The sequence below is a fragment of the Chitinophaga sp. GbtcB8 genome, assembly GCF_019091455.1.
Taxonomy (GTDB): domain Bacteria; phylum Bacteroidota; class Bacteroidia; order Chitinophagales; family Chitinophagaceae; genus Chitinophaga.
Genome location: NZ_JAGXJN010000016.1, coordinates 126,079 through 140,669, shown reverse-complemented (window position 1 = coordinate 140,669; position 14,591 = coordinate 126,079). Strand labels below are relative to the sequence as shown.

Here is a 14,591-nt window from a genome sequence, read left to right as displayed (position 1 = left end):
ATCACCAGGTCATCGACAAACGAAAAGAGGAGTACAGGTTATATGAAAAACTAACTCCGCCACGTGTGATCACCTCTGATGGCGAAATTATAACGGGTCAGTACAAGCGGGAAAATATCCCTGCCGAAGCCATTGCAGGCCTGGCGGTTTCTTCCGGGATTATAGAAGGGCGCGCACGTGTTATTTTAAATATGGAAGATGCCAACATAGAAGACGGCGATATTTTAGTAACCACATTTACAGATCCCAGCTGGACACCCTTGTTTGTATCCATAAAAGGCCAGGTTACTGAAGTAGGCGGCCTAATGACCCATGGAGCTGTTATTGCACGTGAATATGGGTTACCAGCTGTTGTTGGCGTGGAGAATGCCACCAGGCTGATAAAAGACGGGCAACGGATACGTATAAACGGTACGGATGGTTATATAGAGATCCTGCATTAATTATTTCCTTCCGCCAATACAATGGCAAGCAATAATTGCCCCGGCATTTTTTTAGTGCCGGGGCAAATCATTTAATCCTGTTTTTGGCCGTAAGCAATCAGCGAAGCCTGGGCTAATGTGGCAAAGTGCATGTTAAAACCAACGAAAGCAGGCGTAACGTTTTTATCTAAGTCCAGCTTTTTGCTAAGCGCATACACCGTGATCAGGTAACGGTGGGCAGGGCCTTCATTCGGGGCCGCGCCAATATAACCGGGTGCACCAACATCCGTATTGCTTTGAATGGCTTCTGCAGGCAGCAGGTGTTTATCCGGATCGCCGGCGCCAGGGGCTAGCTCCTGGATGTTTTGCGGGATATTGAAAACTACCCAGTGCCAAAAGCCACTGCCTGTAGGCGCATCCAGGTCATAGACCGTTACTGCAAAACTTTGTGTTTCCTTTGGAGCATTCTCCCAATAGAGCTGCGGCGACTGGTTCTCACCATTAAAACCCATGCCGCTTGCATATTGCTTTTGGGTCAGCTGCCCGCCAAGCTCCCTGCTTTTTAAGGTAAATGTTTGTGCAGATGCACTGCCGCTCAATGTTGCCATGATCTTTTGCATTTTGTTTGAATTATTACTCAAAGGTAGCTGCAAAGACCAGCAGGAAAAGATAGGCAATCATTCAGAAAGTATGGCTAAACGTTCAACCTGATAACTGGTACTGTTTAGGCGTTATACCGTAGATCTGCTTAAAGGATTGTATAAAGCTGGACAGGTTTTCATAACCCAGCTCATAATAGATCTCGCTTGCTTTGCAATCATCCTGCCGCAGCATTTTAGCAGCTCTTTCCATTCTTTTTTCCAGGAGCCATCTGTTAGGGCTATTGCCATAAATACGGGCGAACCTGCGTTTAAAAGTAGAAAGGCTCATGTTACATAAAAAGGCAAGCTCCTCAACAGTGATATTGCTGTTTATATGCGAGGTAACTGCCTGGCGCACTACCAGGTCGTCATTTGCTTCATAGCTCAGGTTCCTGATCTGCCGGATCTGTCCCGGGTATTGTATAGCAAGATATAAGAACAGCTCTTCCAGCTTTACCTTTTGCAGACCATGATATAGAGGCTTATCAGCGCTAAGCATGCAGTCAAGGGAGCGGGTGAAATTCACCAGGAACTCATCCTTTTCAAACAGCAGGAATGGAGGATTGTCTGATTGCCTTGTTTGTTCATCCAGCAATAAAGCATGCCGGTTAAAAAAATCAGCCAGCAGGTTATTGTCAAAGAAAATAAGAATGCTGTGATAGTCTGCATTTTTTGCAACCACCTTTTCAGTCATGAGGCAATTCCCCGCAGCTAATATCACAAACTGCTGCGGCTTTATTGAAACCTCTGTGCCTGCAAAATGAACCGTTTTTTCGCCCTCAAGCAAAAAGGAGATCAGGTTTTGCTGCAGCATTATTTTTGCCCTGGCAGGGGGCGTATTAGTACGGTAGCGAAGAATGACAACAGATCCTTCATCCGGTTTTGCCGGTGATGTGTTAGCATGCCCGTTCATAAGGAAGCATTATTATCTTTTCAAGATAATATTTTTACGCCACCCGCTCCTTATAATTTGCTTATCAGCTCCGCAATGCGGTTAGATATTCCTACTTCATTGTCGTACCAGGCAACCACTTTAACCAGGCGGCCAATGGTTTTGGTAAGACTGCCATCCACAATAGAAGAATGGGTATTTCCAAGGATATCCGAGGATACGAAGGGTTCTTCCGTGTATTCCAGGATGCCTTTCAGCGATGTTTCAGCATAGTGCTTCAGCATGTTCTTAACATCATCTTTTGATACTTCCTTCTTTAGGTTGATAGATAGATCCACGATGGAGCCATCAATAACCGGCACGCGGTATGAATATCCATCCATTTTTCCTTTGAGATCCGGGAGTATATCGCCAATGGCTTTCGCAGCGCCTGTTGATGTAGGAATGATAGACCAGGTAGCTGCACGTGCCCGGCGTAAGTCCTTATGCGGAGCATCCTGCAGGTTCTGATCTGCAGTAAAGGCATGGATGGTAACCATATAACCTGATTCGATGCCAAATTCTTTATCCAGCACAGACAGTACAGGTGCAATAGCACCGGTTGTGCAGGAAGCAGTGCTATAGATCACATCATCACCGATCAGCTCATTATTAACGCCGTGCACAATCGTCTTAACCCCGCCTGATGCAGGTGCGGTGATGAGCACTTTTTTTGCTCCTGCATCAATATGCGCGTGTGCGGTTGTTTTATCAGTAAAGCGGCCGGTAGATTCAATGACAGCATCAATTCCCAAAGATGCCCAGGGCAGTTTTGCGGGGTCGCGCTCACTGAGCAGCGCGATACGTTTTCCGTTTACGGTCAGCGCATTATCTTCTGCTGTTACTTCACCAGGGAAGCGGCCATGCGCAGTATCATACTTTAATAAATGCGCCAGTGTGCTGGCATCTGTTAAGTCATTTACCGCCACCACCTCAATTCCGGGATGGTTTTGTAATGCCCGGAGGGTCATTCTGCCGATGCGGCCCAGTCCATTGATTGCAATTTTCATGTCGTTATTTTTTCAATTAAATATTTCTGTGATTAAGGCAATAGCTACCCATTAACGCACTAGGGTGCATTTCAGGTGTTTTAAATAGTTTGGATCTTATTTGCGGCCCTCAGGAAAGCAAATGCTCCGTTTCAGCATGCTTCAGTGAGGTACGGAAGGCCCGCCTGTAATCAGAGGGTGTTGTCATGAGGTGTCTTAGGAATATTCGCCGCATGGATACCAGGCCACCCAGGCCGCATTGTTCACTGATCCTTTCCAGCGGAAGGTCTGTATCTTCTAAAAGCCTTCTGGCGGTTTCCACTCTCGCTTTTTCAACGAATTTCGCAGGCGACATACCGGTTTGTTTCTGAAATACGCGTGTCAGGTTGCGTACGCTCATATTAAGATGTGCTGCAATGCTGCTTACATCCAATGGTTCATGTAAATGGCCTTTTAACCATTCCTGTAACTTATTTGCAATGTTTGAGCTCTCGTAAACGGGGAGTAAATTTCCGAATTGAGATTGAAAGCCTGGCCTGTTCAGGTAAAATACCAGCTGCCGCGCCACCTTTACCGCAATATCTTTTCCAAAGTCCTCTTCCACGAGCGCAAGCGCCAGATCAATTCCTGCAGATACCCCGGCAGAGGTGTAAATATTTCCATCGTTCGTGAAAAAAGGATCCGTATTTACCTCCACCTGAGGATAACTCTTTTTCAATTTTTCGTTCAGGTCCCAATGCGTAGTTGCTTTGCGGCCATTTAATAAACCTGCCTTCGCCAACGCAAATGCGCCGCCACAAACAGAAGCGATCCGCCGGGTATTGCCCTCATTAACGGCCGATAACCATTGATAAAAGGGCACAAGCGCGGCTGCAGCATCTTCACTGAAATCATTACCGGCAATGATGAGTGTATCTATGGGAAACCCAACCTCCATTGCGGATAATTTGCAACGGATTTCGACCCCGCTTGCTATGGCAACCAGCTTGTCAGCAGCGGGGGCTACAACCAATACCTCATATCCCTCACCTGATCCGGTTTCCTGCAGGCATCTTGTAGCATAGTTGAATACATCTGCCGGGCCGGCAAAGTCAAGCAGCAAGAGCCTGGTCAATGCCACAATCACTACCCGTTTCTTTTGGGGATAGTTATTATTGCCTTCGGTGTCATGGTTCATGTGGCAAAGTTAGCATTTAATGGCCCTGTCTCAAAGGACATAAATTATACAGTTTCGGCCATTTAGCTCCTGGTGGCAAAACCGGACGCAGGTGTCCGTTTCTGTACATATTTACGCTATACCGAAGACCGGAAAAAATGTATGCTACCGGATTAGATACTTTCTTCCTTATGTCTTCCCCAACCGATAGTTGCGTTTTTTCAAGTTCTCTGAGAGACGGTGTTATTGACCTCTTTGAAGTTAAGCAGGGGGAGAAGGTGGTTGTAAGAGCGGTGAAGAGGAGGTAGGGGCAATCATTTTGAATACAGCCCCCTGCCTGAGCCGGAGGCTGCTATAAATGGGGAGATGTTACCGCAACTCAAAAACGGCTGTCACCGGTTCAAAGCACTTAGGAATTTTTCCGGGTACCGGGTGCCGGAAACAATACCTGCAGGCATAAGGGCATCAATGCTTTCGAGGTCTTCCCGGGTAAGCTGAACATTCCCAGCCGCAATATTTTCTTCAAGATGTTTTATTCGCTTAGAGCCAGGAATAGTGATGATGTCATTGCCTTGTGAGAGTACCCAGGCAATGGCTAATTGGGCCGGTGTGCAGCTTTTATCAGCAGCTAATGTCCTGATCTTTACAACCAGCCTGAGATTTTTATAAAAGTTTTCGCCCTGGTAACGTGGCATGTTTACACGGCTATCTTTAATGTCCTCTGGTTGCTTGAATTCTCCACTTAAAAAGCCACGGCTTAATGGCGCATAAGCAACAAGGCCAATACCCAATTCACGTATAGCTGGAAGCACTGCTGTCTCAATATCCCTGCTCCATAGTGAGTATTCTATCTGCAGCGCAGCAACAGGATGTACGGCAGCGGCCCTTCTGATGCTTGCTGCTGATGCTTCCGACAAACCAATGTAACGGATCACGCCCTTTTGTACGAGATCGGCCAGTGCACCGATCGTTTCTTCAATTGGAACGTTTGGATCTACCCTGGCCGGAGTATAAAGATCGATATACTCAGTCTTTAGCCGGCGTAAGCTGTAAAAAACCGCATTGCGCAGGTGATCCGGATGTGCAGTTACCCGGCCAGGGGCCATGCCTCCGTTAGCGCCGGGAGTAAGCAGCTGGCCTGTTTTAACAGAGAGAAAGGCTTTTTCGCGTTTACCTTTGATGGCCTGACTGATCAACTCCTCGTTGTGGCCTGCATTATAATAATCTGCGGTATCTAAAAAATTGTGACCGAGTTCAAGCGCCCGCTCAATGGTAGCGATGGCTTCCTTTTCGTCTGATTGCCCGTATGCGCCGGACATACCCATGCATCCTAAACCTATAGCGGACACCAATGGGCCGTTTGTTCCTAATGTTCTGTTCATTGCTGATCTTTTTGATGCACAAAAATGAACAGAACCTTCCTTAACCAGCCGGACAAAATGTATTATTACCCTGACAGATCGTGAAAGAACCTGGCAATAGTTTTACCCGTAACCTTCTTAAACAGCCTGGAGAAATATTCGGGGTCGTTAAAGCCGAGCTCAAAGGCAAGCTCCTTGATAGAAGAGTGCTCTCCATAATACAACCGGCGGCATGCTTCCAGTATCAGGCGTTTGATAATGAACTCTTTGGGCGAAAGCCCGGAATATTGCTTCACAATGTTATATAAGCTATTCGTGTTAATAGCCAGTTCCCCGGCAATTTCCCTGATCGTAGGATGACCGGTAAGGTTGTTCTCCACAAAAACCTTGAAGCCAATATATTTGGAAAGCTTTTCATCAGCCGGCATTCGATCCGCGATGAAATATGCACTATTTACTTCTGTTAGTAAGCTGTTAAGATACGTCAGGATAAGCTCCGGATCAGTGTTCATACTGCTCAATAATTCGAGTAGTATCCCAAAGACCGACTTTAGCCTGGCGGCGGCAGATGGCCTGAAGGTGACCTTTTGAGTGTTCAGCGGATTTACCAGGAAGGGGTATTGTTTGGGTAACAGGGAAAGACAGCTTTCATCAAAGCCGATCTTAAAATAATCTGAGCCGTGCTGCGGGTCCGGAAGCTCATGCATCTGGTGAGGAAGAACAACCAGCAGCTCATTTGTGTTTATATCTAATTGCTGAAGATCAACACGATGTTGTGTGCACCCATCCACCATGAAAAGAAAGAAATAATAGGTTCTGCGTTGGGTATACCATATTGGCGGGCCTCCTCAGATGAGAGGTGACCAAAGCCGGGCGAGACGAGGCGTATCGGCAGCTTATTATTCTGTTTAATGGCGTCCAGGAGAGAATGCATGGTTTATAAAGTTAGTAAAATAAACCGGGGAGGACCTCTTCGATACCTGTTTTTCAATTAAGTTACCTGCGTGTTTTTCTTTTGCTGGTGTGTGGGAATGGAGGGTTGAGGCAACCTAAAATGGTAAAAGTGAGCATCAGAAAGATGGAGTTGTGCAGTACCCATCACCCCCTTTTTCCCTTATCCTACCCCCGATATTTGATTATTTGCTCTGTAAGCAATAAATTACACCTGGTGCTTTTAAAGGGGTTAAATAATGAGAAACATCTCCTGAACTGTATTGCGCAGGGAGATCAGCAATCTTACCAGGTTGTTTTCAACCACTATTGGGACCAGGTATACTCCACTGCATTTACTTTTACCAAATCGGCTGAAATATCCATGGATCTTGCACAGGATATTTTTGTGCAGATCTGGATGAAAAAGGAGACCCTGAAGAACGTAAGCAGATTCGAGTCTTATTTGTACGTCACTACCCGCAACCTGATCATAGACCGGCTCAGAAAAAAGGTGTATGTGCATGAAAATGAAGAATATCTGAAGAATTATTTTGAAGAAACATGTTATCATCCCGGGCAGCAGCTTGAGCTTAAGGAGCTGGAACAGGCGGTAAATCAGGCAATCAGGCACCTTCCTCCACAACAGCAAACCGCTTTCCGCCTGAGCCGTTTCCAGGGCTTAAGCCATGAGGAAATTGCCTGTCAGATGGGGATCTCCAAACAGTCGGTAAAAAGCTATATCGTAAGGGCTATCGTCCAGGTACGCCATCTTCTTGAACAACATACGGGCAATTCACTGTTGTACACGTTCGTGTTATTACTCCTGCAAAAAAAAATTTGAACCCCGGCGCTCCCTTCAGTCTTTTAATTACGTCTTATTATATGAGAGGGAGTATTAAGTCATGTGTTTTATCACCCTGCTTAATGTATATTTAAAAATATAAATATATAATTCCCTTATAAACCTTGTAATATTTTATGGAAAGGAAGGCATTTGAGCATTTGGTGCAAAAGTTTCTGGATGAAACAATTGGGCAGGAAGAGCTTGCGGTCTTTTTGGCGGAAGTACAAAAAGAGCCCGGTCTTGCTGTTATTGACGATGTGCTGCGTGCCCGCCTTGAAAATAAAATGGACAGGGGTTTATCCGATGCAGGGCAGTTGCCTGAAATGTTTTCCGAAGTACTTAAAAGGTCCGGGGAAGCACCTCAGACGCCGGTAGTAGCTATGCCGGTTAAAAGATCTTTTTCTTTTAAGCGTTTTGCCGCAGCTGCCGTTTTAACAGGCCTGGTGTTGGGCGGCTTGTATTATTTCAATACAGGTAACCGGGCAAAGGAAACAGGGGCTTTAGGGTCTGAGTCAGCAGCTGCCATCAAAGATGTGCAACCCGGTGGTAATAAAGCAATATTAACCCTGGCCGATGGCAGCACCATTACACTTGACAGCGCTAAGAACGGCCAGCTTTCCCGGCAGGGCAATACCAGTATCATTAAGTTAAATAACGGCCAGCTTGCATACCAGGCTAAGGGCGCAGCCGGTGCGGTAGTATATAATACTATATCAACGCCCAGGGGCGGTACCTATAAAATAATACTTCCTGATAATACCACGGTTTGGCTCAATGCCGGATCCAGCCTGCGTTTTCCAACAGCTTTTACCGGCAAAGAACGTAACGTGCAAATAACCGGGGAAGCATATTTTGAAGTGAGCAAGCACACTGCCCGTGACGGCCGCAATGTGCCTTTTATTGTGCATGTAAATGAAGCGGATGCCGGTAGCGGTATGCAGGTAGAGGTGCTTGGAACCCATTTTAATATAATGGCCTATGACGATGAAAATATAGTGAAAACAACCTTGCTCGAAGGAGCTGTTAAAGTAACCAAAAGTAATAACAGCGTATTACTGAGCCCTATGCAGCAGGCAAGGCTGGTTAAACAGAACAGCGATCTGAAAGTAACCGGCAGTATTAATGCGGATGAAGAAACCGCCTGGATAAACGGCGTGTTCCAGTATAATGATACCGAGCTCCCTGCCATTATGCGCCAGCTGAGCCGGTGGTATGATGTAGAAGTAAGTTACGAAGGACCTATACCTACTGATCGTTTTACAGGGAAAATATCAAAGAATATTAGCCTGACACAAGTGCTTAAGATATTGGAGCTGAGCGATCTGCATTTTAAAATTGAAGGAAGAAAAATTATTGTAACGGCCTGATATAAGTTGTAAGTAATAACGCTATTGATCCACTATGAAAATTGAACAATGAAAAAATTATCCACGGGATACTGCAGCCTACGCGGCAAAACGGTTCCACAAGGAATGAAAAAAATCCACGCACTTACCATGAAATTGTATCACCACAACTTTGCTAAAACAAGCACTTAAATATGATGAGAGAATGAAATGCTGACTTTAGACCAAATAAAGACCGGGAACGTTGGAGCCGTCCCCGGTTTAATTTGAGCTAATCTTTAGACTAAACAATTGTTTCAGGAACTGTTTATTTATTAACCAAATCAAAACAAATGTATGAATCTGATTGCTTACCGCAAAACCGGTAGGTTAGGGCTTGCCTTGCATCCCTTTACCCGAAGCCGGTTATTATCCAAAACGTTATTGGTTATGAAATTAACCACCATTTTAATACTTGCTGCTTTATTACAGGTTAGCGCCAAGGGAGTTGCCCAGAAAATTTCCCTTAAAGCTAAAAATGTACCACTTGTAAAAGTGCTTTCAGAAATTGAAAAGCAAAGCGGTTACTCGTTTTGGTATAGGTCATCGCTGTTGAAAAATGTAGATAAAATTTCTATAGAGCTCAAAGATGTAAATATTGACGAGGCCCTGAAGAAATGCCTGAACAGCCAGGGTTTTGAATATATTATAGTGGATCACACCATTATTATAAAGCTGCCGGGGGAAAAGACCGACTACCAGGCCCCGCTGCCACCCGCGCATATAAAGGGAAAAGTAACCGCCATTGATGGTACACCGCTCATTGGCGTAAGTGTATTGGTAAAGAACACGCAACGGGGAACCACCACTGATGTCAACGGTGAGTTTTCCATAACCGTTAATAAGGGTGAGGTGCTGGTGTTCTCCTATGTGGGGTATGACCCAAAGGAGCTTGCGTTTAGTGATCAGCCTTTTGTTGCCATTAACCTTGCAGAAAGCAAAGTAACATTGAGTGATTTTGTAGTGGTAGGCTATGGTAAGCAGAACAGGGCAGCCTTAACCAGCGCCATTTCAACTGTTAAGGCAGAAGATCTTAACAGGGGCGCAATAAGTGATGTGGGGCAGTTATTGCAGGGCAAGGTGCCGGGCCTGAATATTTCAGCCAGCGGCGATCCTAATAAGCCGGCCGCAGTTGTTATGCGGGGCGCTTCCACCATTAACAGCTCACAGACACCATTCTATGTAATTGATGGTATACCCGGCGCAGATATATCCGTAATAGCGCCGGATGATATTGCTTCAATAGATGTGCTGAAAGATGCCGCAGCTACGGCTATCTATGGTAACCGCGGCGCCAACGGCGTTATTATGGTCACCACCAGGAAGGGCAGGAGCGGTCAGATGCAGGTGGGTTACAATAGTTACATTGGGCTGGAAAAAGTATCCAACAAGCTGGATATGATGGATGCCGGCCAGCTGAGGGATTTTCTTAAAAAGAATAGCCTGGCTTTCGCCCCCGCGGATGACAAAGGCGCTAATACCGACTGGCAAAGTTCCGTACAACGCAGCTCCGCAGTTTCGCATAATCATAACCTGTCTTTCAGCGGCGGTGGAGAGCACGGCAACTACATAGCCAGTGTTAACTACATGCGTAAGGAAGGGATCCTTACATCCAGCTCCCTGGAACGTGTGATTGCCCGCATGGCTGTAGAACAATATGCTTTAAATGATAAAGTAAAATTTGGGCTTACAGTAACCAACTCCCATACCAATTCCGATGACATTGCATACCGGAATACCGTATTGTTACAGTCTGCGCTGTACCTGCCGGTTTCACCCATTAAAAATGCGGATGGAACATTTTTTGAGAATTTCCAGAACCAGAACTACTATAACCCGGTAGCCATGCTGGATAACAGCCAGGTAAACAATAAGAACAATACCCTGGTCGGCAGCTTTACCACGCAGGTTAAATTGCCTTTTGGCTTCACCTACGATATGAACATTGCTTACCAAAGCACCAGCCTGTTGTATGGCGCCTATTACGATAAGTATTTTACCAGTCATTACACCAACATGTATGATAACCCGGATCCGGGGCTGGGCGGCCACACGCAGCAAACATTCGGCACAAACGGGCAGGCGGTAAGAAGCTCGTACCAGAACACGAGCAAGCTGCTGGAAACTTATCTTACCTGGGATAAGAAGTTTGGTATGCACAGCATAAACGCGGTGCTGGGATACTCATGGCAGAATTACGTTAATGGCGACGGTTTCCAGGCATCTACTTCCAATTTCCCGGTTGATAATATAGCTTATAATAACTTTGCATTAAGTAACCCTTATGCGGTTAGCTCTTATCGTATCAACTTTGGCCCTAACGGCATTTACCAGGAAACAAGGCTTATTTCAGACTTTGCCCGCTTAAACTATAACTTTAAGGATAAGTACCTGTTACAAGGTTCTATAAGAAGGGATGGCAGCTCTGTTTTTGGAACCGATAACCAGTGGGGTTATTTTCCTTCTGTAGGTGCTGCATGGCGTATCAGCAATGAAGCGTTTATGGACAAACAGCAGGTTTTCACCAGCTTAAAGCTAAGAGCAAGTTATGGTGTAACAGGTAATGCCACCGGTTTTAATGCCTATACAGCACGGCTCATTTCAGGCAGCCTGGGAACTTATTATTATAACGGTGTGCAGGTAGCTGCTTATGGCCCTACCCAGGCCGATAACCCTGACCTGCGCTGGGAGAAAACAGCTACCACTAACATCGGTATTGACTTTGCGATATTAAAAGGCAAATTAAGCGGAACGCTGGAATGGTATAACAAGAATACCACGGGTATGATCTACCCGTACCGGGTTGACCCGCTGCTTGTTCCTGCAGGAACCATTACGGCTAATGGAGGAAGTATGAATAACAAGGGCATTGAGCTGGGGCTTAGCGCCACACCCGTGCAGACCAAAGATTTCAGCTGGACCTCCAACCTGAACCTGGCACATAACACCAATAAAATAACCAGCCTCAAAAACCCGCTGTTCACTGGTGGCGATTCGCTGGCAGTAAGTTTCCCGGAAGGCGGTGGCCAGTCCGGCAGCTCTTTACAGCTGTTAAAATCGGGTAAACCGCTGGGCCAGTTCTTTACATTGGAATATGCCGGTAAGAACCCGGATGGTGTATCTCAATACGTAGGAGGCGATGGTAAGCTTACCACCTCACCATCCAATGGCAGGGACTACCATTACATGGGCAGCGCGCAGCCTAAGCTGCTGGCCGGCTGGTCCAACAGTTTCCACTATAAGGCTTTCGATCTCAACATTTTTATCAGGGGGGTGTTCGGGAACAAAATATTTAACGCTACCCGGGCGGATCTTTTCAGACCTACTACTGCACAATACTCCAACATTCTGGTAGATGCCGGTAATGAATCTATCGCTGATGTGAATGCATACAGATACTCTTCCCGTTTTATAGAAAGCGGCTCTTATGTAAGATTTGATAATGCAACGCTGGGTTATAATTTCAAAAACCCGGGCCGGTATATTAAGAACATCCGGTTATACACGTCTGTGAACAACCTGTTTGTAATCACAAAATTCAAAGGGGTTGATCCTGAGGTGAACCAGGGAGGTATTGCGCCCGGAGTTGATTATAACAACTTCTATCCTAAAACGCGCACCTTTTTGTTTGGCATGAACGCGGCATTTTGATCTAATCCGAAAAATCATTTATCATGAAAAAGTTAATCAAATATAGTATTGGTATAGGGTGCCTGGCTTTTGCCCTCAGCGCCTGTCACAAGGTGGAGGTGCCGGTTTCCACGGAATTAACACCCGATGTTTTTCCGCAGGACTCCGCACAGTTCGTACAGGCTGCGGGCCCGGCCTATGTTGCGCTGCGCGGTAATTATGGCGTTGAATATTTCTTTATGCAATCTTATAGTACCGATGAAGGCATTATGCCTGCCCGGGGCGGTAACTGGTATGATGGGGGGCAGAATAAGGAAATGCATTACCATAGCTGGACAAAAGACAACGGTTATGTGAATGGCAACTGGACCTGGCTGGTAACAACTATTGGGGCTACCAACCAGGCGCTGTCCGTGCTGAATAAAAATATGCCTGCCGGCGCGTTTAAACAAACCAGCCTGGCAGAGCTTAAAATGGTGCGGGCGTTTGCTTATTTTATGCTGATGGATAACTATGGTAATGTGCCTATAGATACCCTGTATGGCGATTTTACTCCCAAACCCAATATACCCCGTGCGCAGGTATTTGATTTTATTGAAAGCGAGATCAAGGCTGCTATTCCTTCTTTAAGCAGTGTAACCGGTATTACTACCTATGGCAGGCCTAACCTGTACACCGCTTATGCCTTACTGGCTAAAATGTACCTGAATGCAGAGGTCTATACCGGCACTCAGCGTAATGATGATTGTATTGCAGCCTGCGACAACATCATTAAATCCGGCAAATATGCGTTAGCGCCAAAGGATAGCTATCTTAAGATCTTTTATCCTGACAATGGACCGCTAACGCCTGAATTTATTTTTGCTATTCCTTACGATGCAACATCAACAAACACTTTCCCTTTCAGGAGTGTAAATAATCATTCCCGTTATGATGTGCCGCGCAGTGAAACAAAAAAATTCAACCTGCCATTTACGCCAGGCGGCCCTGGAAGCACCCTGCCTGAATACTATGCCTTCTTTAATGATCCTGGCGATGTCCGGAACGGACAATGGCTTACCGGTTTGCAGTATATGAACGACGGCGTTACGCCGATAACCGTTGCCACTACCAACCTGGGCTATGACCAGTTTTATGCAGGAAGCGATCCTTCCGGTGCATTATTGTTCCATGTAAAGCTTACACCTGATATTGTCTTAAGGCAGGGCGATGTATCACAATTTGATGTTGGTAACGATGAAATAGGCTGGAATATGGGTTACCGCAATATCAAGTTCTATCCTGATGCAAGCTCTCCTACCCGTAACCAGAATAATGATATACCGGTATTCAGGTATGCGGATATATTGCTGATGAAGGCAGAGGCAATATTACGGGGTGGTGCTGCCACCAACGGTCAATCAGCCTTGTCGCTTGTGAACGATGTAAGGGCGCAACGTACTACTACTGCAGCCTGGACGGCGGTAACACTTACCACTTTGTATGCAGAGCGTACCCGTGAATTTGCCTGGGAAGGCTGGCGCCGGAATGATATGATCCGCTTCGGCAAGTTTGAGGATAAGTGGGGTTTTAAGACAAACACCGAAACCTATCGCCGTATTTATCCTATACCTACCGCGGCATTAAGTCTTAATCTCGCGCTTAAGCAGAATCCTGGTTATTAGGTGTTGTAAGCCATCAGTAAAGATCTATATAACCCGGGGACCCGTCCCCGGGTTATTCAATTTCATAATGTTATATTACGCCAAAAGCAAGGTTGATGATGAGAAAGTTTATTTTATGGTTATGCTGTGTGACCCTTTTGCTGAAAGTAAATGCACAACCGGATACCCGGGCATCTTACGGGCTTATTAAAAGGATGATCCCGCAACAGGCGGCTTTTTTCAAAGTGGAAGCTTTGCCCCAACAGGACGGAAAAGATGTTTTTGAAATTGAAAGCAGCGCCAATAAAATTATTTTAAGGGGCAACAATGGTGTGGCGGTTGCTGCTGCACTGTATTATTACCTTACTGAATATTGCCATTCCCAGGTAACCTGGAATGGTACCAATCTTCATCTGCCCAAAAAGCTTCCGGTCTTAAAAGAAAAGGTTCGCAGGCAAACACCCTATCAATACCGCTATTATCTTAACTACTGCACTTTTAACTACAGCATGAGCTGGTGGGATTGGGAACGCTGGGAAAAAGAAAATAAATGGATGGGTTGGCCTACTTATGCCGGCGGCCTGGGGGCAGTAATAGGTGTGGGGTTGTTAGTAGAGGGCAATAAAAAAAATTAAAAAGTAGAAAAAAAAAAAAAA

13 protein-coding genes are annotated in these 14,591 nt (G+C 45.8%); 6 read left to right on the top strand and 7 right to left on the bottom strand.

Features of this window, described 5'->3' with window-relative positions:
- A partial coding sequence (locus KVT36_RS16075) for a PEP-utilizing enzyme (RefSeq protein ID WP_254640038.1) occupies positions 1-443 on the top strand: 443 nt, incomplete at its 5' end.
- Between the two features lie 71 nt (positions 444-514).
- Here KVT36_RS16075 and KVT36_RS16070 read toward each other — a convergent pair.
- The 7 genes from KVT36_RS16070 to KVT36_RS32750 all read right to left on the bottom strand — a co-directional run bounded on the left by KVT36_RS16070 (position 515) and on the right by KVT36_RS32750 (position 6,434).
- Positions 515-1,042, bottom strand: coding sequence for a YbhB/YbcL family Raf kinase inhibitor-like protein (locus tag KVT36_RS16070; protein ID WP_254640037.1), 528 nt, complete (start codon positions 1,040-1,042; stop codon positions 515-517).
- An 82-nt stretch (positions 1,043-1,124) separates the two neighbouring features.
- On the bottom strand, positions 1,125-1,976 hold the full coding sequence (locus tag KVT36_RS16065; RefSeq protein WP_217604491.1) for an AraC family transcriptional regulator: 852 nt from the start codon (positions 1,974-1,976) through the stop codon (positions 1,125-1,127).
- A gap of 50 nt (positions 1,977-2,026) precedes the next feature.
- The gene (gene gap, locus KVT36_RS16060; RefSeq protein WP_217604490.1) at positions 2,027-3,004 is read right to left on the bottom strand and encodes a type I glyceraldehyde-3-phosphate dehydrogenase; all 978 of its coding nucleotides are present in this window, start codon (positions 3,002-3,004) and stop codon (positions 2,027-2,029) included.
- Between the two features lie 109 nt (positions 3,005-3,113).
- Positions 3,114-4,160, bottom strand: coding sequence for a GlxA family transcriptional regulator (locus tag KVT36_RS16055; RefSeq protein ID WP_217604489.1), 1,047 nt, complete (start codon positions 4,158-4,160; stop codon positions 3,114-3,116).
- 371 nt (positions 4,161-4,531) lie between these two features.
- The gene (locus KVT36_RS16050) at positions 4,532-5,521 is read right to left on the bottom strand and encodes an aldo/keto reductase (protein ID WP_217604488.1); all 990 of its coding nucleotides are present in this window, start codon (positions 5,519-5,521) and stop codon (positions 4,532-4,534) included.
- 65 nt (positions 5,522-5,586) lie between these two features.
- Positions 5,587-6,207 (bottom strand): AraC family transcriptional regulator, encoded by a 621-nt coding sequence (locus KVT36_RS16045; protein WP_254640036.1) that lies wholly within the window; start codon positions 6,205-6,207, stop codon positions 5,587-5,589.
- Positions 6,208-6,248: 41 nt separating this feature from the next.
- Positions 6,249-6,434 carry a hypothetical protein gene (locus KVT36_RS32750; protein ID WP_254640035.1) on the bottom strand — a complete coding sequence of 62 codons (186 nt, stop codon included), beginning with the start codon at positions 6,432-6,434 and terminating at the stop codon, positions 6,249-6,251.
- Between the two features lie 198 nt (positions 6,435-6,632).
- Between KVT36_RS32750 and KVT36_RS16040 the strand changes: the two genes are divergently transcribed.
- From KVT36_RS16040 to KVT36_RS16020, 5 genes are all read left to right on the top strand, one after another.
- A complete protein-coding gene (locus KVT36_RS16040) occupies positions 6,633-7,274 on the top strand; it encodes an RNA polymerase sigma factor (RefSeq protein WP_217604487.1) in 642 nt (213 codons plus the stop codon).
- Between the two features lie 137 nt (positions 7,275-7,411).
- The gene (locus tag KVT36_RS16035; RefSeq protein ID WP_217604486.1) at positions 7,412-8,644 is read left to right on the top strand and encodes a FecR family protein; all 1,233 of its coding nucleotides are present in this window, start codon (positions 7,412-7,414) and stop codon (positions 8,642-8,644) included.
- 408 nt (positions 8,645-9,052) lie between these two features.
- Positions 9,053-12,313 carry a TonB-dependent receptor gene (locus KVT36_RS16030; RefSeq protein WP_217604485.1) on the top strand — a complete coding sequence of 1,087 codons (3,261 nt, stop codon included), beginning with the start codon at positions 9,053-9,055 and terminating at the stop codon, positions 12,311-12,313.
- 23 nt (positions 12,314-12,336) lie between these two features.
- Positions 12,337-13,956, top strand: coding sequence for a RagB/SusD family nutrient uptake outer membrane protein (locus tag KVT36_RS16025; RefSeq protein WP_217604484.1), 1,620 nt, complete (start codon positions 12,337-12,339; stop codon positions 13,954-13,956).
- A 95-nt stretch (positions 13,957-14,051) separates the two neighbouring features.
- Positions 14,052-14,570: an alpha-N-acetylglucosaminidase N-terminal domain-containing protein gene (locus tag KVT36_RS16020; protein WP_217604483.1), complete on the top strand. Its 519-nt coding sequence runs from the start codon at positions 14,052-14,054 to the stop codon at positions 14,568-14,570.
- Positions 14,571-14,591: the final 21 nt, after the last annotated feature.